The sequence below is a fragment of the Bradyrhizobium sp. Ai1a-2 genome (genome assembly GCF_000426245.1).
Lineage (GTDB): Bacteria > Pseudomonadota > Alphaproteobacteria > Rhizobiales > Xanthobacteraceae > Bradyrhizobium.
Genome location: NZ_AUEZ01000074.1, coordinates 1 through 21,668, shown reverse-complemented (window position 1 = coordinate 21,668; position 21,668 = coordinate 1). Strand labels below are relative to the sequence as shown.

The following is a 21,668-nucleotide window of genomic DNA, read 5'->3' as shown; positions in this document are numbered from 1 at the left end:
GGAAGACGCGATGCCGAGCTTTCATCACGGCGCTGTTGAGATTGCCTATCTCGACGAAGGTGAGGGCGATCCGATTTTCCTCGTGCACGGCTTTGCCTCGAGCAAGAACGTCAATTGGGTGTATCCCGGCTGGGTCTCGGACCTGCGCAAGGACGGCCGCCGGGTGATCGCGCTGGACAATCGCGGCCACGGCGAGTCCGCCAAGCTCTACGATCCCGCGCAATACGATATCGCCACCATGGCAAGCGATGTGATCGCGCTGATGGATCACCTTGGCATCCCGCGCGCGGATATCATGGGTTATTCGCTGGGCTCGCGGATGGCGGCGGTGCTGGCACACAACGAGCCGCAACGGCTGCGCTCGGCGATTCTCGGCGGTATCGGCATCGGCCTGATCGATGGCGGCGGTCCCGGGGAGAATGTCGCGGTGGCGCTGGAGGCGCCGTCGCTGGAGGATGTTACCGATCCGGTCGGCCGCACCTTCCGTGCCTTTGCCGACCAGACCCGCTCCGACCGTCGCGCGCTCGCCGCCTGCCTGCGCGGCTCGAGGCGGCTGATGACACGGCAGGAGGCTGCCGACATCGACGTGCCTGTCCTGATCGCGGTCGGCAGCAATGATGAGATCGCGGGTTCGGCCGAAGCGCTCGGCCGCGTCATCCCGCAGTCGCAGGTGCTTCCTATCCCCAACCGCGATCATATGCGGGCGGTGGGCGACAAGGTCTACAAGACCGGAGTGATCGACTTCCTGGCGCAAAGAGAATGATCTTCTACGCCAGGAGAATGTTCTTCTACGGAAATCGAACTTTAGCCCGCTTGATTTCCGGCAAATCCCGACCAATTGGATGTGACGTCTCCGCATGGCGGTCAAGCGACGCTGATCCGTTGCCGAACCGCATGGGGACAAGCGTCGCTTAACCGTGCTATAGCGCACACCGAAACTGGGGCATGATCCGGAAAAGTGGGGACCGGTTTTCCGAACGGATCAGGCTCGGCAAAATCAGGCGAGGCCAGCCATGGCAGTGCATCAGGTCAATCCGCAAGGCGGCAAGCTCGCCGCGCTCGATCCGATTTGGGACCGGATCAGGGGCGAGGCCGAGGAGATTGTTCGCCGCGAGCCGGAGCTTGCAACCTTCATTTATTCCGCGGTGCTGCATCACGAGCGGCTTGAAGATTCGATCGTGCATCGGCTGGCCGAACGGCTCGACCACTCGGCGCTGTCGGGCGATCTGATCCGCCAGACCTATGACGAGGCGTTGCGCGATGAGCCTGACCTCGGCAACGCCTTCCGCGCCGATCTCGTCGCCGTCTACGACCGCGATCCCGCGACGTCGCGCTTCATCGATCCCTTGCTCTACTTCAAGGGCTTCCACGCGCTGCAGACGCATCGGCTCGCGCACTGGCTCCATCTGAAGGGCCGCAGGGATTTTGCCTTCTACCTGCAGAGCCGCTCCTCGGAAGTATTCCAGACCGACATCAATCCGGCCGCCAAGATCGGCCGCGGCGTCTTCCTCGACCACGCCACCGGCTTTGTCTGCGGCGAGACCGCCGTCATCGACGACGACGTCTCGATCCTGCATGGCGTTACCCTCGGCGGCACCGGCAAGGAGAACGAGGATCGCCATCCGAAGATTCGCCATGGCGTGATGATCGGCGCTGGCGCCAAGATCCTTGGCAATATCGAGGTCGGTCATTGCGCGCGCATCGCCGCGGGCTCGGTCGTCGTCAAGCCGGTACCGCACAATGTCACGGTTGCGGGCGTGCCGGCGAAAATCGTGGGCGAAGCTGGCTGCGCCGAGCCGTCGCGCACCATGGATCAGATGCTCAACGCCATCGGACTTTGATTTCACTCGTATTTCGCGATCGTTTCGATTGCAAATATTAGATTGTGCCAGAGCCGAAAAGGCTCTGGCGATTGCCGCCATCCCGTCCTAAAACGCCGTCCGAAAATCATCGATTGGAGATCGCCCGTGGACGTTCAGGAAGTCAGGAAGCTTGACGCATATCTCAAACGCGTCTTCGGCAATCCGAAGATCCGCGTCGTGCCGCGGCCCAAGAAAGACGACTCGGCCGAAGTCTATATCGGCGAGGAATTCGTCGGTGTCCTCTTCGTCGACGATGAAGATGACGACCGCTCGTTCCAGTTCCAGATGGCGATCCTCGAAGAAGATCTGGCTGAGTAGCTAGACCTGCGCCGGTCTGTGGTCCGTAGGGTGGGCAAAGCGAAGCGTGCCCACCATCCACGGGCGGTGCAAGAAAGGTGGGCACGCTTCGCTTTGCCCACCCTGCCAAATCACCATTACCCCTTCGGGTCGCGTAACTGCGTCGTAAGGCGGTCCATCGCGCCGGCGATATTGCGCCATTGTGCGAGCCAGCTTCGCGGAAAGCGATAAATGAAGTCGGCGCCGTCGATGCGGCGTTCGCTCAGGCACATGCCGGGCGTCGGCGCGTCGCGCGTGCAGCGGGCGCTGAAGGTTGGCGACGTCGCCGTGAATAAATCCTCGCCGCCATAGGGCGAGCCGTCGCGGAAGGCGCGCATCGTCAGGCTGTCGTCAGTGCTTGCCGACTGATCGAGATAGCGCGGGTAGATCGTGCTCACGCGGGTGTCGGGGGCAAGCTGATCGTGATGCGCCGCGATCGAGAGGAATATCCTGTCAATCGGCTGCACCTTGTCTTCGACCGTCTCGGCGCTGACATGCTTCTGCGGCGCCGGTGGTTCGAGCGAGGGATAGGCAAAGCTCAGATCGACGCGCTCCTGCGCGCCCGAGTGGCGCTGGATCTTCATGCGCACCGCCGCCGTCGGCACGTTGAACAGCGTGCCGCCGACGCTGACCGGAAGCCGCGTCGGATCGCTGAGGGGCACCGTGGTCCAGGTCGGCCACAACAGATAGGTGACCAGCGCGATCGCGCTGCAGGCGAGGGCGGCTGCGATCAGGATCGGGAGGATATGGGCACCCGGATTCCTCCGCGTGTCGCGCGCAAGGTGCTGTGCCGTCGAGAGCAATGTCATCGAGCGAGAAGGGATTGGTTCGCGTAATACCGAATCATCCCGCGAATATGCCACGCGCCGGCCGACTTCCGTATGATTTCAGCAATCCGACAAGCGGTGAGCCATGCGCAAACGTAGCGGCGCCGCGCCCATGTTAACCCTTTCTTAAGGATGATGTAGCGGCGGAGCGGCAATTTTGCCAAAGGAAGCGCGCGGTCTGTTGAGTAGCGGAAGTCTGCAATGTCGCCCGATGCGCTGAACTCGTTCTTTGCCCTTTGCCTCGGCTTCGCGCTCGCCGGCGCACTCACCAGCGGCTATCAGGCGATGGCGCAACGGCCGGCCGGCTTCGGCCTCTTGCAGGAAGGGGCGGCGCCAAGGACTTTCGCCGCGGTGCCGTTTCTGGTGTTCGCCGCGCCCTTCATCATCATGCGCAACACGCTGCGCGGCGCCAGGATCGAGCGCCGCCGTTTCGAATTCGTGATGATGGCGACCATCATTGCCGGCTTCTGGAGCCTGATGTCCGGCACCTTCTTCTTGATGACGCTGCGTGCTGCCGGCGTGTTGGTCTGAACGCCGCCTTTCACCCGTATCGCTCGCTTGAAAAGCCTCTGACCACTGTGCAATGTCGCCTCCAAAGAGGAGACATCCATGGCTATCTATGAACTGGACGGGCAGGGGCCCGATCTGCCGGCCGACGGCAATTATTTCATCGCGGAAACCGCTGCCGTGATCGGCAAAGTGCGCCTGCTCAGCGGCGCCAGCGTGTGGTTCGGCGCGGTGTTGCGCGGCGACAACGAGTGGATCGAGGTCGGCGAAGGCTCCAACATCCAGGACAATTCCACCTGCCATACCGACCTCGGCTTTCCGCTCGTGATCGGCAAGAACGTCACCGTCGGCCACAACGTGATCCTGCACGGCTGCACGCTGGAAGACGGCGCCTTGGTCGGCATGGGATCGATCGTGATGAACGGTGCGCGTATCGGCCGCGAGAGCATCGTCGGCGCGGGCTCGGTCATCACCGAGGGCAAGGAGTTTCCGCCGCACTCGCTGATCATCGGCTCGCCGGCGCGCGTGATCCGGACGCTGGATCCTGCGCAGGTCGCGAAGATGGGCAGTGCGGCGAAGTTCTATCAGCTCAACGGGCCGCGCTTCAAAAAGGGCCTCCGCAAGATCGGTTGAAGGGCCCAAGTGGCCGTCACGTATCTTCGGATTCGTTTGCCTCCGTCGCCGAAGCCACCTGCTCATGGCCCGCGGCCCACAGCGCATGTTGTTCGCTGCCGTCGGGATAGGGATTGGCCTCGGCTGGAATGTTTTCGCGCGCCGCTTGCTGCCCCTGCTCGAACGGATCCGGGTCTGTCGTCATGGGTGACGTCCTTTCCTGGGCTTTGGCGAATTGCTTTGCGACTTGGCGGTATCGTTTTTCGATTGCGCGGCGCTCTTGCGTAATGCGTCGCGCAGATCGATCGGAATGCCGTGCTTCTTGAGCAGGTCCGCGAACGCTTCGTCGGCCAATTCCTGAAACGTCGCCATCCGGTCGCGCCCGAGTTGCTTGAGCTTGTCGAACGTATCCTCGTCGAACGCGATCAGTTTGCGCATCGCAGCACCGTGCTCGCTTTAGAGCGAAGTGGATACCGGTTCGCCTAGCAAGTTCAATCAGAACCGAAGCTCCAGGCCCAATGGCCGCCAACGCCGTTGGTTCCGCCGGGGAACAAACCGGCTTCGCCTGTCGTTGCGAGATAAAAGGAGAAGCCTATGACCTACAACAGGAAAGCCACCGCGATTCTGATCGCCGCTTGTGCGGTTCTCACCGCGCCTTCGCTGTCGCTTGCGCAGGGCGGTGGGGGCGGCGGCGGAGCAGGTGGAGGTGGGGCAGGCGGAGGTACCAGTGCGGGCAGCGCTGCCGGCACGTCTGCGCCGAGCACCAGCAACCCTGGCGCGCCGCGCACGGCCACAGGTGCGGGCCTGGGCAGCGGCTCCACCGCAGGGACCACAACGGGCGTGGCGAACCCGCCGCCGGCCGGCACCAACAGCGCCGGCACCGCACAATCCTCCGGAGGCAGCGCAACCACCGGCTCCGCATTGGGCACGCGGACTGACGAGGACCGCGCGATTGACCAGGAGGATCAGACCATCGACCGCAAGGTGAAGGGCATCTGCAAAGGCTGCTGACGCACAGTCGCGTAGAAGTGAGCAGATTATTCAGGCTTCCCGCCGGAACTCCCTCTAGATTGCAAGAAGTGCCTGCGATGGCTGGCGCAGGGCGCGTCGGTATTGGCAGGCCGCAATGGAGGCGGTGATGTTGCGTAAAACGATGGTTGCCTTGCTGGCGGTAGCCTCGCTTGCAATTTTGACGATAGATACGGCGTCCGCTCGCGGCGGTTTTGGCGGCGGCGGTTTTCGTGGGGGCGGCTTTGGCGGCGGCTTCCATGGTGGCGGTTTTGGTGGCTTCCGCGGCGGCGGTTTCGGGGGCGGTGGCTTCCGCGGCGCAGCGTTCGGCGGAGGTGGTGGTTTCCGTTCGGCCGCGATCGGCGCTGGTGGCTTCCGTTCGGGCGCGTTTCGTGGCGGCTTTTACCGTCCGGGTTTTGGCTACCGTGGCGGTGGCTGGGGTTATCGTCGTGGATTTCCGTTCGCTGCCGCAGCGGTCGGTGTGGGGCTCGGCTACGGGCTCTATGGCGGCTGGCCGTACGACGATTACGACTACGGCGATCCCTACTACGGCTACTACGACAATTCCGGCTACGGCGGCTGCTACGTCGCCCAGCAGCGCGTCTTGACGTCATATGGCTGGCGCGTCAGGTCGGTTGACGTCTGCGATTGATCTCAACCGATGCTGCAGCGAACACGAGGCGCTGCCGCGAAATTCATCGGGAAGATGGATGCAGCCTCGGTGTTTTCAGCATCGAGGCTGCATCATTTCTGCAAGGGGCTGGTACGTCGATTGCAGTGATTTCGAAATGCTGAACACACTCACCACCGCCGCCTTCACCTTCGTCTTCCTCGGCATCGTCGTCGGCCTGGGCGCCGCCTTTGTCCTGATGTTCTGGGAAGTCGAACGGCAATTGGCCAAGCCGCATCGCAATCGCGATCGCCTCGGCTAGAGTTCAGGGCGAGAGGGCCCCAATGATCCGGCAGTCAGCGACCGTGCCGCAGTGGCATTGATCGATCATCCTGCTGAGTTCGCGTCGGAGCGCCTGCAAATCCCTGATCTTGCGGTCGACCTCCGACAGATGTTCCCTCGCGATCGCATCGACGGCTCCGCAGGGACGATCTCGATCGTCGGACAGGTCGAGAAGCGCCCGAACCTGATTGAGCGAAAAGCCAAGGTCCCGTGAGCGGCGGATGAAACTCAGACGGTTCCGGTCTTCGGCTGCATAGGCCCGGTAGTTGCCGGCCGTCCGCACTGGCGCCTCAAGAATCCCAATCCGCTCGTAGTACCTGACGGTTTCGACCTTGGTTCCGGTCAGTCGTGCGAGCTCGCCTATCGTCAAACTACCGCCGCTCATGCCTTGACCCTGTAGTTGCTACAGGCTGCATATAGGACGCTACATCGAACTCGTCGAGGTGACGTTGTGGCGACCGCCAATTTCTACAAGTTGCAGATCGATGGAATGGATTGCGCAGCGTGTGCGCTCAAGATCGAGAGCGCGATGCGGCGGCTGCCGGGTGTCACCGACATAGAGGTCAGCTTCACGACCGGAACGCTCGCCTTTCGGCTCGACGAGGATCGCACGGCTCCGCGCCTCATCGAGGAGAAGGTCAGGGCGTTGGGCTATAAGCCGGCCGGCACGTCGTCGGCGTTGGGAGAGAAGCCGCCGCGGAAGCAGGAATGGCAACCCCTGTGGCAAGGAGCCAAGGGCCGGCTCGTTCTCGGCGCTGGCGTCCTGTTCGCACTGGCGTTCGTGCTTGCTAGCCTGTTTCCAGGGTTGGAGCGTTGGCTCTATTCGGTGGCGGCTGTTGTCAGTGTCCTGCCTTTTGCACGGCGTGCGCTTGCCGGCGCCTCGTCGGGCTCGCCCTTTACCATCGAGACCCTCATGACGGCAGCAGCACTCGGTGCGATTGCCATCGGCGAAGCCGAGGAGGCTGCCGTCGTCGTTTTCCTGTTCGCGGTTGGCGAACTGCTCGAGACGGTTGCAGCCCGCCGCGCGCGGGCCGGGATCGAGGCGTTGATCGATCTTGTGCCACGCAATGCCAGACGTCAGCGCGGGGCATCACTCGATGTCGAGGAGGTCCCGGTCGATGATCTCGCGGTCGGCGATGTCGTGGTGGTTCGCCCCGGTGACCGCGTGCCCTCGGACGGCACCGTGATTGATGGCTCGTCGGAGGTCGACGAGTCACCAGTGACCGGCGAGTCCGTCCCCATTTTCAAGGAAATCGGCTCGAACGTGTATGCCGGCAGCATCAATGCCAATGGCGAGCTGCGTGTCGAGATCGTGCATGTCGCTGCCGACAACACCATTGCCCGCATCATCCACCTGGTGGAGCAAGCGCAGGAGTCGAAAGCGCCGACGGCACGCATGATCGACCGCTTCAGCCGGTGGTACACGCCCGGCGCCATGCTCGTCGCGCTACTTGTCGTCCTGATCCCGCCGCTCGTCTTCGGTGGTGACTGGATGACCTGGATCTACCGGGGCCTCGCCACGTTGCTGATCGCCTGTCCCTGCGCATTGGTGATCTCCACCCCGGCGGCCATCGCATCCGGACTCGCCTCCGGCGCCCGGCAGGGATTGCTGATCAAGGGCGGAGCGGCGCTCGAGACGCTGGGTAAGGTCAGGACGATCGCCTTCGACAAGACGGGCACACTCACGCGCGGTCGTCCGCAGGTGACGGATGTCGTCTCGATCGGTGTGGACGAGGACGCGGTTCTGGCCAAGGCGGCGGCGGTCGAACGCAGCACCAGTCACCCTCTAGGACACGCCATCATCGAGGAAGCCGAGAAGCGCGGGCTGGAGCTTCCCGCCACCTTCGGAGGCGGTGTCGTGACGCCTGGCAAAGCGGTGACGGCACGTCTGAAAAGCGGCTTCGCTTCGGTCGGTTCGCCCCGCTTCGCGAGCGAGCAAGCGAGCGTCGGTCCCGGCGTCGTCGAAAAGATCAGTGCGCTCGAAGGCGAGGGCAAGACGGTGGTAGTCCTGCTGTCCGGTAAAGCGGTCGAGGGGCTGATCGCGCTGCGCGACGAGCCGCGGGAGGATGCGCATGAAGGCGTCAAACGGCTGACGGATCGTGGTCTCCGCACGATCATGCTGACCGGCGACAATGCCCGCACCGCTGATGCGATCGCCGGTCAGCTCGGGCTTGAGGCTCGCGCCGGGCTTCTGCCCGACGCCAAGCTCGCGGAGATCGAGCGGCTCAAGGAAGCCAGTCCGATTGCTATGGTCGGCGACGGCATCAACGATGCCCCGGCGCTTGCTGCGGCTTCGGTCGGCATCGCCATGGGCGGCGGAACGGACGTGGCGCTTGAGACCGCGGACGCGGCCCTGCTCAAGAACCGCGTTGTTGGCGTTGCCGAGCTGATCGCCCTCTCGCGAGCAACGCTCGGCAACATCTGGCAGAACATCATGATCGCGCTCGGCCTCAAGGCGCTGTTCCTTGCCACCACATTGTTCGGCGTGACCACCTTGTGGATGGCCATCCTCGCCGATACCGGCGCCACCGTGCTCGTCACCGCCAACGCGCTGCGCCTGCTGGCACACCGCTTTGCAGGCGGCAGCGCGCGCCTCAGCTCAGCACGCCGTACTTCTTGAACCAGGCCTGCATCTGCGCCCACGCGTCTTCGGCGGCTTCCTTGCGATAGCTCGCGCGATAGTCGGCATGGAAGCCGTGCGGGGCGCCGGGATAGATCTTGAACTCTGCGGTCTTCTTGTTCTCGGCGAGCGCCGCCTTGAGCGCCTCCACCTGCGAGACCGGGATGCCGGTGTCGGCTTCGCCATAGAAGCCGATCACCGGCGCCTTCATCTCGGGCGCAAGCTGCATCGGGCTCTTCGGCCAGGCCGGATTCTGCGGGTCGACCGGCGGACCGTAGAAGGCGGCGCCGGCCTTCAGCGCGCTGTTGTGGGCGGCATATTCCCAGACCGTGCGCCCGCCACGGCAGAAGCCGACGATGCCGAGGCGGGAAGTGTCGCCGCCCTGCGACTTCGCCCAGGCCACGGTGGCGTCAAGATCGGACAGGAGTTCCGCGTCCGGCTTGGCGTTCACGAGCGGCACGAGCTGCTGGATGTCGGTGATCTTGGTGAGGTCGCCTTTGCGGAAATAATAGTCGGGCGCCACCGCGAATGCGCCGAGTTTGGCGAGCCGGCGCGTCACATCCTTGACGTATTCGTGCAGGCCGAAAATCTCCATCGCCACCAGGATCACCGGCGGATTGCTGACGCCGGCCGGCCGCGCGAAATACGCAGGCATCTCGCCATCGCCAACCTTGATCTTGGCATCGCCCGCAGTGAGGCCGGCGGTATCGGTCTTGATCACATCGGCCCGCACTGGACCCGCGGCGAGCGTGTAGCCGGCCGCGATGGCGGCCGAAGCCGTCATGAAGCCGCGACGCGAGAAGGGGGCGGTTTTTGTCAGTCCGATGACATCCGGGGTGGGCAGGGATTCAGCGCGCATGCGGGGCCTCATTTCAAAATGACTTGCAAACCAACGACCCCGATCTGGGATTCGGCGGGACCGGCTTCAAAAGCGGCGGCATTCAGCAAGCAAAGCCTGCCGATGGCAAGTCACCAGCCTGAGAGGCTGCCAAGCTGTCGGTGAAAAGCGGGCGGCTGCGGCGGAGGCAGGGCCTGTAAAAGAACAAGGCCGTTGACGCAGTATACCGCCAACGACCTTGCCAGCCCCGGATATTGAAATCGGCTCACGCCATCCGGTAGGCGGCACCATGCCTCGGAAATAGGTTCCCGAATGTGAACCAGTTCACAAAGTTCGCGAAAAAAACTCTATCGGGATTCGGCAGCGAGGGCGGACATGCTCTGGTAGCAGGGGTCTTGCGGTGATTTACGACCGACTCAGCGGCGCCGGCGTCCGCTGCGACTCGCCTGCGCCCGCGATCGTTTGCGGACAGGTTCGGCCGCGGGCTCATTGGCCTGGGCGCTGGCGAAGGATTGTCTTAGGCCCTCGACCGCCTCGGTCAGTGCCGTGACCTGTTCGGACAGCTTCTTGGTATCGGCCTGCTGGGATGCGAGCATCCGGCGCATGGTCTGCAACTGGTCCTGCACCATCTGGAGCTGGTCGATGGATTCCTGCTGGGTCGCCTCCAATCCCTTGGTTTTCTCGACGAGTTGCTCGGACACCTGGGCGGTGCGGGCCTGTAATTGCCGGCTGGCGATGAGACGATCGGACTCCGGCGACGTGCCGGTATAGACCCGGTACAGCGCAATCGCGCCGATTCCGAACAGGACCAGAAACAGCCCGACTGCGGTGACCGCGATCGGTTGCACACCGATGCGCAGGGGGCTGCTGGAATTCCCGGGGGTGAGGTCCATCATTCGACACCAAACCGGACTAATTCTAAAGGTTCCGAATACCACAACCTCTGCGGGCCTAAAACCCCCGTGATTTGTTCCGTATTGGGACGCATTGGCCTTAAAAACCTGCGAAATCGAGATTTTTGGATCGCTCGACGAGCTATGTAAGGCGGGCGCGGATGAATTGCCCTGCGTTGGACAGCGCGTGGCGGCCGGCGCTGAGCTTCGCATTCCACATCGGCCATGCGTGGATCATGTGGGGCCAGATCTCCAGCGTCACCTCAACATCGGCGGCGCCGGCCGCCGCGGCGAGCCGCGTGGCATCCGCCAGCAGCGTCTCAGCCGATCCGACCTGGATCAGCATCGGGGGATAGCCGGCGAAATCGCCAAACAAGGGCGAGACGAGCGGTGAGCTGCGATCGATGGTGTCAGGCACATAGGCGTCCGCGAGCTCCTCCAGATAGGTCTTGTGGATGATCGGGTCGACGGCGTCCTTGGCCTCAAGGGTTGCGCCGGACATCGTGAGATCGGTCCATGGCGAGATCAGCCAGGCGCAGCCGGGCAAGCCCGCACCCTCTTGCAGCAGACGGCCGATCAGTCCCAGCGCAAGGTTGCCGCCGGCGCTGTCGCCACCGACGGCGATGCAATGCGCCGGAATGTCTTGCCCGCGCAGGAAGTGCCAGGCCCGCACCGCATCCTCATGCGCGGCCGGATAGGGGTGCTCCGGCGCGCGGCGGTAATCGATGGCGAGCGTTCGAACACGCGCGGCGCGCCCGGCTTCGCTGACCAACCGGCGGTGGCTCAGAAGCGATCCGGAGCAGTAGCCGCCACCGTGGAAATAGAGCAGCACGCGTGATGGCTCGCTGCCTGGCGCAAGCGACCATTCGCCGGGCACGCCGTCGCAATCGACTGTTTGGAGCTTCACGTCATCGGCCACCGGCCAGACCGAACCCACTTCGTCGAGACGTTCGCGCCGCTCGGTCCATCCGATCGGCCGCGGCTTTGATGCGAGCAGCGCGCGAATGGCGTCGATTTCATTGGCTGTCACGGCTTGTTTCCTGTGCCCTGTCAGGACCACCTCAATGGTTGGTCGCGCCAACGCCGGAAAAGTTGCCCGCCAAAACAGCATCCGAAACCGGTGGCATGATCGCCCACATCATCGCGCGCAGACGATCGCTCACGCGCGCGATCACATGGATGTTCAGCTGTATGACAGACCTGTGATGCTGCTCGGCATTAGCAACGCATGCCGGATGTGCGAGAGTCAGTAGTGCACGACAACATTCATTGCACTGGACGAAGCAGGGACTTTCGATAATAGTAGTAACGTTTTTACCTGACGTTGTACTATTTTCAAAGGTATTATTATCCAGGTGGGCGCGAGCCGGCGTGTCTCGCCGAGTCCACTTTATTGATGGCGAGACATTGCATGGCTGATCGCGCGCGTAATCAGTATGGATTAGGCAAGGCCGTTACTTTCAATGTGATAACGCCGATGACGCGGTTCGGCACCTTTGTCGTCGGGCTGCTGCTGGTTATCTTCGATCGCTTCAAATCGACCCAGGTCACGGCGAAGGAGCTGGCGTTTCTGCCCTTCGTTCACTGGGTTGTCGTCAAGCGCGACAGCTTTCCGCGGGTGAGCGACAGCCAGCCGGCGGAAGATTTGCACTACGATTATTTGTTCTTTCTGAGCACGTTCAACGGTCCCTGGGGACCTTACATCGAAGCCTTCGCCGACGTGCTCTACAAACCGCTCGACCTCGTCTGGTTCTGGAGCGTGGGATATCCCTTCGCCCGTCCGGTCGGGCCGCTCAAGGCCTACATCCAGCGCAACCAGGTCGAGTCGGATCATTCCTACAGCGCGTATCCGGGCGCATCCGTGCGCGATGTGCGCTCAGCACTCGAGTTGCGCAACGAAGTCGAAAAGCTTTTTCAGAGCTCAAGCGGTCTGTCACCCGAACGATTTGCGGTCGAGTTCGATCGCTTGCTGATCAGCGTGCAGAACAAGCTCGGTACGTTTGGACCAGTGTAGCAGGCCAGTCGAACGGAGTTCGCGACGTGGCGAATCAAAACGGTGAGAAGTACGGCTTCACAGGCCTGTTTCCAATTGCAACCAATCAATCGGACGATCTGCGTGCGTTCCTGCGCACGCTGGATGACCCGCAAACCTATCCGCGCGGCTCGCCTCTCAGCCATGTGCCGATCATCCACATGGCGCGAATGTTCATTGTCGACCGGCTCGCCTATCAAGGCACGCCGGCGAAGTTCGATGGCTCAAGTCGGACTATCTGGTGTTCATGTGCGAATTCGATGGCGAGAGCGTAGATCCTTTGGTCCAGGCCCTGGCCGGCAATATCCCGAACGAAGTGACGACTATTTGGGGACGCTGCCTTGGCTTCCCGGGTGTCGATCGGCGCGATCTGCTCTCCGAATATTTCGAGCGGTGCCAACTCACGACCACCCTGTTTCTGGCGGACCAGCCTGAGGCGAGCGTAAACGAGATTTTGATGGCACTGCTGTGCCGACGCCGCCTCGGCGAGTTCGTCAAGCTTGTTCAAACCAATCCACGGCCTCCCGACGTGCTTCAACGAGAGTTCAGGCAAATGTGGGAGGGTCTCCAAAACGAGAGGCCGTCCCCGGGAGAGTTGTGAGTACGCAACGATCAGAGCAGGGGTCTGGCGATGCTCAACCTTACCAATATTCAAGGCAATATTCTTCGCGGCTACGCGTCGTTTCCGCGCGCGGAGTTCTTGTTCTTCGAGATCCAGAACGCCGACGATGCCAGGGCGTTCATCTTGCGCCTTCTCCAGACCGGCGCGATCACGCCGGCACTGTGGCGCGCAAAGCCGGACGCCACCCTCAATATCGCCTTCACCTTTGAAGGCCTCCGCGCCCTTGGCCTGCCTACGGAAAGTCTCGCCACGTTTCCTTGTGAGTTTCAGGAGGGCATGAAACGTCGTGCGAACGAGCTCGGTGACATCGACGAAAGTTCACCGGAGAACTGGGAGGATCCCTGGAAGACGCATCGCGTTCATATGCTGATCTCGATCTACGGCCGCACAGACGTCGCTCTGGAAGCGCACTGTCAACGGCTCAGGGATCTGCTGCCGATTGGCGTGCAGGAATTGAAGTACAGTCAGCCGGCGGGGCTGCTGCAAATCAACGGCGAACAGACCCGCAAGGAGCACTTCGGCTTCCTCGACGGCTTGAGCAATCCCGCGATCGAGGGCGTGCCGGACGACAGTGGCAGGGACCGTCAGGACGTTGGCAATCCTGATGAGGAAGGGCGATTTCGCAAGATTCCGCTTGGGGAGTTTCTTCTCGGCCACCCGGGTGAGGGCGGTGAACTGGCGCCCATGCCGCTGCCGCATCTTCTCGCGCACGATGCGACTTATCTTGTGTTCCGCAAATTGGAGCAGGATGTCGTTCGTTTCCGTCGCTATCTTGATGCTCAGGCGGACGCATTTGTTCGAGCCATTCCCGGTGGTCTGCCGGATGGCGTCAGCCCGCAGAAATTTCTCGCCGCCAAGATGATGGGGCGATGGCAGGATGGATCCTCGCTGGTCGAATATCCTGACCGACCCGGTAGCGATACGCGCAATACATTCGGCTATGCCGGCGATCCCGCAGGCGCACGGTGTCCGCTTGGCGCGCATGTGCGGCGCGCCAACCCGCGCGACGCGTTTGGCTTCGGCGGCAAGACGATGAGCCGGCACCGCTTGATCCGGCGCGGCATCGCCTATGGAAAATACTTGCCACCGGGCCAGGAGAAGGAAGCGGCGAGCCAGGAAAAGCGCGGCATCATTTTCATTGGGCTCAATTCCGGATTCGACCAGTTCGAGTTCGTGCAGCAGAAATGGATGAATTTCGGCGACGATTTCGAGCAGGGCAACGACACCGACCCGATCGCCGGTAATCGTCCAACCATCGGCGGTCGTGGAAGCGCGCAAATGATGATCCCGGGCGACGAAGCCAGCGGGCGACGCCCGTTCATATGCTTTGACATCCCGCGTTTCGTGACGACCAAGGGCGGCGACTATTTCTTCGTTCCGAGCCTCGCCGCGCTCGGTCTGCTGGCGTCCGGCCGGGTTGACGTCGCATGAATCGGGACACGATCCAACGATGGCTGCGCGGCCGCCGTCGAAGCGGGGCGGTTTCTTTCGCGCAAGCGGCGCGCGAAGATTCGATCGTTCGGTCGTTCCGCGTGTTTGGGGACGTCCAGCGGTTCTGGCAAATGGCCCGCAGCATCGCGCAACCCGCTGCCGCGCCGGCGCGGACTTCAGAGGCGACGCCGACAAGATACGAAGAGCTCACGAAGGCGCTGGAGCTGCAGGACCGGCCGATGCCGCTGACGAAATTCGAGCGCGCCGTGCCGGGCGAGGCAACCCTCATCGCCAACATGGCGCGTATTGCCGCAAACCTGGTCATCAAGAACTACTGCGACATGAAGGCGTCGGACCCTTCCGCCTGTGCGATGCGCGACCAGCACGCCAAGGCCCATGGTTGCGTCGATGCGGAGTTCATCGTCCGCGACGATCTTCCGGCAGAGTTCTCGACACCGCTGTTTCGACCGGGCGCCCGCTACCCGACGATTGTCCGGTTCTCCAACGGACAGGGCCAGCCACAGAGCGACCGCAAGCCCGATGGCCGCGGCATGTCCATCAAGCTCCGCGATGTCGCGGGCGACTCCATTCTGGGTGGTCTCGAGCCCGGCAGAACGCCGGCCGGCGAGCACGATTTCCTGCTGAGCAGCTTCCCGGTGTTCTTCTGCAAGAATGTGGTCGATTATTCCGAGTTGATGGAAGCCGTTGCGGCGCCGAGCGGGACCCGGCGCGAAAAGTCCAACCGGCTCCTCAAATGGATCGTGTTTGCCATTCGCAATCACCGCCAGTTCTACACGTTCGTTCGCACCGCTCTGGTCAGGATCGGCAATCCGCTCACTGCGACCTATCACAGCATGTCGCCCTATTTGCTGGGCGAGGATCATGTCGTGCGCTATGTCGTCGGTCCGGTGCAGCGTCAGGATGACGCCCCGTCGTGGTGGAGTCTCCTTTTCGGATCGCTGTCGGAGAAGTTTCTCCAGGATGCGATGCTGCGCGATCTCACCCCGTCTCCACCTGGAGATGACGTCGTGTTCGATTTCTCGGTGCACGTGCGGAATTCGGCTGGACCGGAGGACGCCGAGGATGCGCTTCTTCAATGGACCCGCCCGCTGGACCGCACCGTGTCGATCGGACAGATCAGGATTCCAAGGCAGAATTTCCTGACGCCTGATCGGGTTTTCGACGGCGAACGCATGATGTTCAACCCGTGGAATTGCTTGCAGCAGCATCGGCCTCTCGGTAGCATCAATCGGATGCGGCTTGCCGTGTACCTGGCGTCCCTCCAGGTAAGGCGGAAGCTCAACATGGTCGGACCTTGAGCGGGCAGACTAAAGCGGATCGATTTGATGGACCTCGGCTGATTGCGGCGCTGCCAAACGCGGAGATGGCAGGGCTGCAGGCTGAGCGCCGACAGCTTACTGTCGTGTTTGTCGATCTCATCGGCTCGACGCCGCTGAGCGAGCGGATCGATCCCGAGGAGTTCTTCGCGGTCATCCGGACCTATCGCGATCTCTGCAACGAGCAGATTTGCCGCTATGGCGGTCACATCGCCAGAATGATCGGCGACGGACTGCTGGCCTATTTCGGCGTGCCGCAGGCGCACGAAAACGATCCCGAGCGCGCGGTGCGCGCCTCGCTCGCCATCACGGCCGCCATCAAGGAGCGGGAATTCCAGATGTCGGACGGCAGCTTCCTCCGGCTGCGGGTGAGGATCGGGGTCAACACCGGTCCGGTGGTCGTGGGAAGTGTGCCGGGCGAGCCCTCCGAGCGGCGGGAAGTGTTCGGCAGCTCGGTGCATGTCGCGGCCCGCCTTCAAGGTCTCGCCGGCGAGAATGCGGTGGTCATCGGTTCGGGGACCTATGAGTTGATCCGCGGCATGTTCGATTGCGAGCCGCTCGGCAAGCGCCGGCTGAAGGGCGTCGAGGAGCCGGCCGAGGCTTGGCGCGTGAACGGCGTTTCGCCGGGCGAAAGCCGGTTCGACCGCGCGCGAACCTTGCCGCTGCCGCCGATGATCAATCGATACGATGAACGCGCACTGCTGGTCGAGTTGTGGGAGCAGAGCCTCGGCGGAGCGGGACGCGTCGGCGTCATCTCCGGCGAACCGGGCATCGGCAAGTCGCGCCTGATCCGCGAGTTTCGAAGCTCGCTTGATCGGTCTGTGGTTGATGTTCTCTCGGTCCAGTGCTCGCCGTTTCACGTCAACACGCCGCTTGCACCGGAAATCGAGCGACTGAAGCGCGCGACCGGCATCCACGAAAGCGACGACCCGCGGCTGTCGCTGGCAAAATTGCGTCATCTGCTGGGGAGAGCCGGTTTCGATGTCGGGCAGGCGCTTCCCTATTACGGGTCGCTGCTGTCGATCCCGATGTGCGAAGGATACGAGCCTGCCGATCTCCGTTCTCCTTCCGAGCGTGCGCGTGCCTTCCAGGTGATAATCGAGGTTCTGGTTGCGGCGTCGCGAAGGAAGCCGGTCCTGTTCATCGTCGAGGATGTCCAGTGGATCGATCCGACGAGCGTCGACCTCCTTTCGCGGGTGATCGCTCGCTGCGCGCGCGAGCGCGTCCTGTATCTGGTCACGCATCGCGACGACTACGAGGCCGGCTGGCTGTCGGGTCCGAGCGTCAAGCGCATCGCTCTGCAAAAACTGGCCGCGGCCGAATGCGAGCGAATGGTGGCCGCCGTTGCCGGCATCGAGGTTCTTCCGCGGATCACAAACCAGATCGTCGAGAGAACCGACGGCGTGCCGCTCTTCATCGAGGAGTTCACGCGGGCGATGGTGGATTCCGGGGCAATCGAGAGCGCCACCGACCACGGCAAATTGCCCGGGCCGCTGGTGCCGGCAAGTGTCCACGATTCCCTGATGGAGCGTCTTGACCGGTTGGGCACCGCCAAGCGCGTCGCCCAGGTCGCCTCCGTGTTCGGACGGCAGTTCGACTATCGGAGCATGTTCAGCCTGCTTCCGGACCAGGACGAGTCGCTGTTATCAGCACTTGAGGCTCTGGAGCGGGCCGGGATCGTGTATCGCATCAGCGAACAGGAAGGCACGCTGTACGCCTTCAGGCACGCGATGATCCAGGAGGCGGCCTACTCCTCGCTGCTGAAGGAGGATCGGCGCAAGCTGCATGCGCGCGCAGCATCCTGGCTGCGTCAGCAGGCCGACATCGGCGAGAGCAGCGATCCCGCCGTCCTGGGCTATCATTACGCGCAGGCCGAAAGCATTCCGGAAGCCATCGATGCCTGGCTGCAGGCGGGCAAGTCGGCGCTCAGCCGATCGGCCACCAAGGAGGCGGTGGCGCATCTGCGCGAGGGCCTCTCTCTGTTGTCGAAGCTGCCCGCTTCGTCGCGCCGCTACGAGGCCGAAATCGCGCTGCAGTCCAACCTTGCGATGGCATACACGGCCATTGCCGGGTGGTCCGATCCGAACGTCTACGAGCCCTATCACCGGGCGCTGAAGCTGTCCGGCAGCTATGGCACGATCCGCGAGAAGACCGCCGTCCTTTGGGGTGTTGCGGTGGCCAAGCTGGTCAATTGCGAACTCACCAAGGTGCTCGAGCATTCGCGGGATTTCATCCGGCGAGCCGAGGAGTGGGGCGACGGTGAGGCCATCCTGATGGCGTCGACCGCGGCGCTGATCGTCAATTTCTTCACCGGCCGTCTGAAGGAAGCACACGAATTGGCGGTCGCGATTGAGGCGCGCTACAATCCGCGTGAGCACGGCAAGCTGGTTCAGACCTATCAGCACGATCCCCTGGTCGTTGCGCTCGTCTATTCCGGACACATCGAATGGCTGCTCGGCCGGCCCAATCGGGCCAGGGAGTGCTGTGAATCCGCAAGGCGGCTTGCCAACGAGATCGGCCATCCCTTTATGATCGCGCTCGCCCACATCCTTGGCGTCGGCGACCACTGGTATGAAGGAGACCTTGCATCCAATCTGGCCTGCGTCGAACACGGTATGAAGGTCGCCGGGGACTACGGTTATCCGATGTACCAGGTCATCGGTCCGTTATGGGCGACCTCGGCGCTGGCAGCGCGAGGTCCAGCGCCCGTCGTGCTTGAGAAGTTGAACAGCCTGATCGGCAGACTGCCAGCCGAGAATCGATGCATTCAGATCCCGCTCTATAAGGCCCTGCTGGCCACGGAGTTCGGCAGGATCGGGCAGAAGGACAGGGCGCTTGCGCTGGTGACGTCTGCCGAGTCCGTGATCAAGCAGACCGGCGAACGCTGGCTGGCCCCCGAGATCTACCGGATCCACGGCTCGCTGCTGTGCGCCGAGCCGCATCGCGACGACGCCACCGCCATCCGCCTGTTCAGGCGCTCGCTGGCCTATGCGAAGAAACTCGAAGCCGCCGGCTGGGAATTGCGCACCGCAATCGACCTGGCGCGCCTCCTCATCAGCAGAAACAATGGCCGGCGCAGCCTGACCGCCGCACGAGACGTGCTCGCATCAGCGCGCGCGAAATTCGCCTCTGCCGAAACATCGGCCGATCTGCGACAGGCGGATGAGTTGCTGCAGCAATTGAGCTAAGGCGAAAATCCATAAAATCAGAGCGCGATCATCTCGTCCGCGCGGGCGAGCAGCGTCGGTACCGCGCGGCGTTCCTCAATCACGCGCTTGCTACTTCGTGGCCACTATCCTGACGCCGCCCATCTTGCGCTCTTGAATGAGGTCAACAAATCGGATGTAGGAGTTGTGGAATGCATCGTGCCCCATTGGGGTGCCAGCCTGTCGGGCTTCTTCACGCAGCAGTTGATACATTGCCAGTCGTTCCTTCAGAATTGGTCCCCATTCTTCCGTCAAATCCTTTATCGAAATCACTCTAAGGCCAGCGCTTTCGACCAGACTGCGATATTCGGGGATCGACCGAAGAGGCTGGATAGCCATTCCTTCCCACATTAATTGCGCGTCAACAGCGGCAAGCGGCTGATTGGCTATCCAATCTGTGAATGCCAATCGGCCATCTGTCCTCAGAATACGAAAAGCTTCGGCAACCGCTCTCTTCACATCAGGAACGTGGCAAAATGCTTCTTGGCTGACGACAGCGTCGATGCTCGCGTCAGGAAGCGGCACGTCCATCACGTTGCCCTGGACAATCCGAGCAGTACCGTGAAGGCCAACGCGTCTTGTTAACTCCTGTGCGCCTGAGACGCGCGCTGGCGTCAATTCGATGCCAGTGACGTCGGCTCCGTATTTGTGAGCCAGATAGCGCACCGTGCCACCAAGTCCCGCGCAGAAATCGGCTACGCGCGATCCATTGCTGACCTGCGCTCCTCGCGCCAATTCATCTGTAGCGGCGAGGCCGCCATAATGATCTTGGTCATGGGGAAAGAGCTCTTCAGGACGCAAGCCGTCGAGATGGCCACGGCTTGCGCGTAGTTTCGCAAGGATGATTTCGCATGAGATGGGGTGACGATTATAGAAATAGACGGTCTGTGAAGTTGCATCGCTCATGAAACTTGCCTCCATGGCTCGCGGCCACGCCAATCTTCGCAATCAGATTAGGCATCAAAACAGCAAATGGCGACGAGCAAAACAGGGAGCGGCGCTTGTGGACCTGTGGCTTTCGTTCGGCTCGTGGTATCGTTATCGATCTATATCACGTCCACCGTACCGATCGAGGGCAGCCATGATCGAATATCCTGCTGGACGGATCGACTACCGCGAGCAAGGATCGGGGCCAACCGTTCTTTTCGTACCCGGCTCGTGGAGTACGGGAGCGCTGTGGCGTGATGTGATCTCCCTGTTGGGAGAGGGATATCGCGCGGTGACAACGAGCTTGCTCGGCTACGGCGAAACCGAGGAGCGCCGGACGCCGGATGACGTTTCGATCGAACGGGAGGTCGATGTCATCGAGGCCGTCATCCAGCACACCAACAGCGTTGTCCACCTCGTGGGGCATTCGTACGGTGGCACCGTGTGTCTGGCGACCGCCCTCCGCGACCGGACCAAAGTCGCAAGCCTGACCTTGATCGAGGCGACTCCGTTCAGTCTGCTTCGCCGCTCCGGCGATCTCGAACTGTATGAACAGGTGCGCGCGATGAGCGACGCCTATGCCCGCTCTTATGGCAACGGAGAACGGTTGGCAGCCCGGAGCGTGATCGACTTCTACGGCGGCGAGGGCAGCTTTGATGCGCTTCCATCCCGGACCCGGGACTACATCGTTGCCACCACGCCGACGAATCTTCTCGACTGGTCGTCGGCGTGGTCTTGCGATGTGCCGCTCGTTGCCTATGCGGGCATCACCACGCCAAGTCTCTTCGTGCGAGGTGAGCGCGGTCATCCAGCTGTTCGGCGCGTCGCCGAAGTGCTGAGTGACGCAGTCTCCGGATCGTCGCTGGTGACCGTTCCCGGCGCGAGTCATTTCATGACCGCGACCCATGCGACGGATGTCGCGAGGCTCATCGGTGAGCACGTCGCGAAGGTCGAGATGCTGCGTTAGCGAGAAGGTTTTTGCCCGGCGAACGACACGACGTTTGTAGCCACCGACGGATGACCCCGGACTCGTGGACGGCGCTCGTCGAAGCAAGGCGCGGTCGAAGGTTCCGCAATTGGTCAGCATTACTGTCCACTGCGTAACTCGGCCGCAACAGCCATCGAGAAAAGCCGAGCGGTCCGATCTAGCGCCATGGTTGTGGCGAATTCTGCAAGATATGTATTGCGGGCTTACAAGCTAAGATTGAGTCGTTCCGACGCAAGCTCAGATTGAGCAAGCGTTTTTTGACGCGCCGCCGCCGGCCAGAACGGTTTGGCGTGGCGCCGATTTGGGCTTTTTGCGCGTCCGAGCTAGGCTGTGTGGACTCTTGGGATTCTCAAATCAGATGGAACGTGATTCAAGGCTTTCTTTTAGGAGGAAGCCTTGGGCGTTACGGATCGGCTCGTTCTGAGCGACAGGCAATGGGACCGTATCTCCGGCTTGATCATCGGTCGGCCGGACCAGCGTGGTTCGACAGGCCGCGACAACCGGATGTTTGTCGAGGGCGTGTTATGGATCGTGCGAACCGGTTCGCCGTGGCGTGATCTGCCCGAAGCGTTCGGCGAATGGAACAGCGTCTTCCGACGTTTCAGCCGGTGGAGCGCCAAGGGGGTCTGGCTAGGTATGTTCGAAGCGCTGGCGGATGATCCGGACTTCG

At 62.3% G+C, this 21,668-nt stretch carries 25 protein-coding genes; 17 read left to right on the top strand and 8 right to left on the bottom strand.

From position 1 onward, the window contains the following. Positions 1–10: 10 nt before the first annotated feature. The 3 genes from K288_RS47330 to K288_RS0133715 all read left to right on the top strand — a co-directional run bounded on the left by K288_RS47330 (position 11) and on the right by K288_RS0133715 (position 2,180). Positions 11–763 carry an alpha/beta fold hydrolase gene (locus K288_RS47330; protein ID WP_043161410.1) on the top strand — a complete coding sequence of 251 codons (753 nt, stop codon included), beginning with the start codon at positions 11–13 and terminating at the stop codon, positions 761–763. 250 nt (positions 764–1,013) lie between these two features. Continuing rightward, a complete protein-coding gene (gene cysE, locus K288_RS0133720) occupies positions 1,014–1,841 on the top strand; it encodes a serine O-acetyltransferase (RefSeq protein ID WP_027583510.1) in 828 nt (275 codons plus the stop codon). 126 nt (positions 1,842–1,967) lie between these two features. Further along, positions 1,968–2,180 carry a DUF3126 family protein gene (locus K288_RS0133715; RefSeq protein ID WP_027583509.1) on the top strand — a complete coding sequence of 71 codons (213 nt, stop codon included), beginning with the start codon at positions 1,968–1,970 and terminating at the stop codon, positions 2,178–2,180. Positions 2,181–2,296: 116 nt separating this feature from the next. On the opposite strand, the gene K288_RS0133710 is transcribed toward K288_RS0133715, so the two are convergent. Then, positions 2,297–3,007: a hypothetical protein gene (locus tag K288_RS0133710; protein WP_027583508.1), complete on the bottom strand. Its 711-nt coding sequence runs from the start codon at positions 3,005–3,007 to the stop codon at positions 2,297–2,299. Positions 3,008–3,226: 219 nt separating this feature from the next. On the opposite strand from K288_RS0133710, the gene K288_RS0133705 reads away from it, so the two are divergent. Then, positions 3,227–3,556, top strand: a complete 330-nt coding sequence (locus K288_RS0133705) for a hypothetical protein (RefSeq protein ID WP_027583507.1) — start codon at positions 3,227–3,229, stop codon at positions 3,554–3,556. A 78-nt stretch (positions 3,557–3,634) separates the two neighbouring features. Then, the gene (locus K288_RS0133700) at positions 3,635–4,165 is read left to right on the top strand and encodes a gamma carbonic anhydrase family protein (RefSeq protein WP_027583506.1); all 531 of its coding nucleotides are present in this window, start codon (positions 3,635–3,637) and stop codon (positions 4,163–4,165) included. Positions 4,166–4,181: 16 nt separating this feature from the next. On the opposite strand, the gene K288_RS54290 is transcribed toward K288_RS0133700, so the two are convergent. Next, positions 4,182–4,349 carry a hypothetical protein gene (locus tag K288_RS54290; protein ID WP_201449764.1) on the bottom strand — a complete coding sequence of 56 codons (168 nt, stop codon included), beginning with the start codon at positions 4,347–4,349 and terminating at the stop codon, positions 4,182–4,184. Then, positions 4,346–4,582, bottom strand: coding sequence for a hypothetical protein (locus tag K288_RS47325; protein ID WP_043161407.1), 237 nt, complete (start codon positions 4,580–4,582; stop codon positions 4,346–4,348). Before K288_RS47325 ends, K288_RS54290 begins: the two co-directional genes overlap by 4 nt. A gap of 156 nt (positions 4,583–4,738) precedes the next feature. Between K288_RS47325 and K288_RS49835 the strand changes: the two genes are divergently transcribed. The 3 genes from K288_RS49835 (at position 4,739) to K288_RS53760 (ending at position 6,084) form a co-directional block, all read left to right on the top strand. After that, the gene (locus tag K288_RS49835) at positions 4,739–5,155 is read left to right on the top strand and encodes a hypothetical protein (RefSeq protein ID WP_051334878.1); all 417 of its coding nucleotides are present in this window, start codon (positions 4,739–4,741) and stop codon (positions 5,153–5,155) included. Positions 5,156–5,285: 130 nt separating this feature from the next. Beyond that, on the top strand, positions 5,286–5,804 hold the full coding sequence (locus K288_RS53765; RefSeq protein WP_027583505.1) for a hypothetical protein: 519 nt from the start codon (positions 5,286–5,288) through the stop codon (positions 5,802–5,804). 136 nt (positions 5,805–5,940) lie between these two features. Beyond that, positions 5,941–6,084, top strand: a complete 144-nt coding sequence (locus K288_RS53760; protein ID WP_160169034.1) for a hypothetical protein — start codon at positions 5,941–5,943, stop codon at positions 6,082–6,084. 3 nt (positions 6,085–6,087) lie between these two features. On the opposite strand, the gene K288_RS0133665 is transcribed toward K288_RS53760, so the two are convergent. Continuing rightward, a complete protein-coding gene (locus tag K288_RS0133665; RefSeq protein ID WP_027583504.1) occupies positions 6,088–6,489 on the bottom strand; it encodes a helix-turn-helix domain-containing protein in 402 nt (133 codons plus the stop codon). Positions 6,490–6,555: 66 nt separating this feature from the next. On the opposite strand from K288_RS0133665, the gene K288_RS0133660 reads away from it, so the two are divergent. After that, on the top strand, positions 6,556–8,724 hold the full coding sequence (locus K288_RS0133660; protein WP_027583503.1) for a heavy metal translocating P-type ATPase: 2,169 nt from the start codon (positions 6,556–6,558) through the stop codon (positions 8,722–8,724). On the opposite strand, the gene K288_RS0133655 is transcribed toward K288_RS0133660, so the two are convergent. The 3 genes from K288_RS0133655 to K288_RS0133640 form a co-directional block, all read right to left on the bottom strand. Next, the gene (locus K288_RS0133655; protein WP_244443355.1) at positions 8,699–9,508 is read right to left on the bottom strand and encodes a dienelactone hydrolase family protein; all 810 of its coding nucleotides are present in this window, start codon (positions 9,506–9,508) and stop codon (positions 8,699–8,701) included. The two genes, K288_RS0133660 and K288_RS0133655, sit on opposite strands and share 26 nt — an antisense overlap. A 470-nt stretch (positions 9,509–9,978) precedes the next feature. Beyond that, positions 9,979–10,458, bottom strand: a complete 480-nt coding sequence (locus K288_RS0133645; RefSeq protein WP_027583501.1) for a hypothetical protein — start codon at positions 10,456–10,458, stop codon at positions 9,979–9,981. A 139-nt stretch (positions 10,459–10,597) separates the two neighbouring features. Next, positions 10,598–11,485, bottom strand: coding sequence for an alpha/beta hydrolase (locus tag K288_RS0133640; protein WP_027583500.1), 888 nt, complete (start codon positions 11,483–11,485; stop codon positions 10,598–10,600). 381 nt (positions 11,486–11,866) lie between these two features. On the opposite strand from K288_RS0133640, the gene K288_RS47310 reads away from it, so the two are divergent. The 6 genes from K288_RS47310 (at position 11,867) to K288_RS0133605 (ending at position 19,065) form a co-directional block, all read left to right on the top strand. Then, positions 11,867–12,469, top strand: a complete 603-nt coding sequence (locus tag K288_RS47310) for a hypothetical protein (RefSeq protein WP_043161427.1) — start codon at positions 11,867–11,869, stop codon at positions 12,467–12,469. Between the two features lie 26 nt (positions 12,470–12,495). Continuing rightward, on the top strand, positions 12,496–12,762 hold the full coding sequence (locus K288_RS0133625; protein WP_027583499.1) for a hypothetical protein: 267 nt from the start codon (positions 12,496–12,498) through the stop codon (positions 12,760–12,762). Beyond that, positions 12,735–13,088, top strand: coding sequence for a hypothetical protein (locus K288_RS0133620; RefSeq protein ID WP_160169033.1), 354 nt, complete (start codon positions 12,735–12,737; stop codon positions 13,086–13,088). Before K288_RS0133625 ends, K288_RS0133620 begins: the two co-directional genes overlap by 28 nt. Before the next feature lie 30 nt (positions 13,089–13,118). After that, positions 13,119–14,540: a hypothetical protein gene (locus tag K288_RS47305; protein WP_051334877.1), complete on the top strand. Its 1,422-nt coding sequence runs from the start codon at positions 13,119–13,121 to the stop codon at positions 14,538–14,540. Positions 14,541–14,671: 131 nt separating this feature from the next. Next, positions 14,672–15,859: a catalase gene (locus K288_RS0133610; RefSeq protein ID WP_160169032.1), complete on the top strand. Its 1,188-nt coding sequence runs from the start codon at positions 14,672–14,674 to the stop codon at positions 15,857–15,859. Between the two features lie 65 nt (positions 15,860–15,924). Then, positions 15,925–19,065 (top strand): adenylate/guanylate cyclase domain-containing protein, encoded by a 3,141-nt coding sequence (locus K288_RS0133605; RefSeq protein ID WP_152535796.1) that lies wholly within the window; start codon positions 15,925–15,927, stop codon positions 19,063–19,065. Between the two features lie 90 nt (positions 19,066–19,155). Here K288_RS0133605 and K288_RS51105 read toward each other — a convergent pair whose 3' ends face one another. Then, entirely contained in the window at positions 19,156–19,989 is an 834-nt protein-coding gene (locus K288_RS51105) for a class I SAM-dependent methyltransferase (protein ID WP_160169031.1), read from the bottom strand. Between K288_RS51105 and K288_RS0133595 the strand changes: the two genes are divergently transcribed. Beyond that, positions 19,988–20,977, top strand: a complete 990-nt coding sequence (locus K288_RS0133595; RefSeq protein WP_084799915.1) for an alpha/beta hydrolase — start codon at positions 19,988–19,990, stop codon at positions 20,975–20,977. The genes K288_RS51105 and K288_RS0133595 overlap by 2 nt on opposite strands. Before the next feature lie 417 nt (positions 20,978–21,394). After that, on the top strand, positions 21,395–21,668 hold a 274-nt coding region (locus tag K288_RS0133590; protein WP_027582706.1), incomplete at its 3' end, for an IS5 family transposase.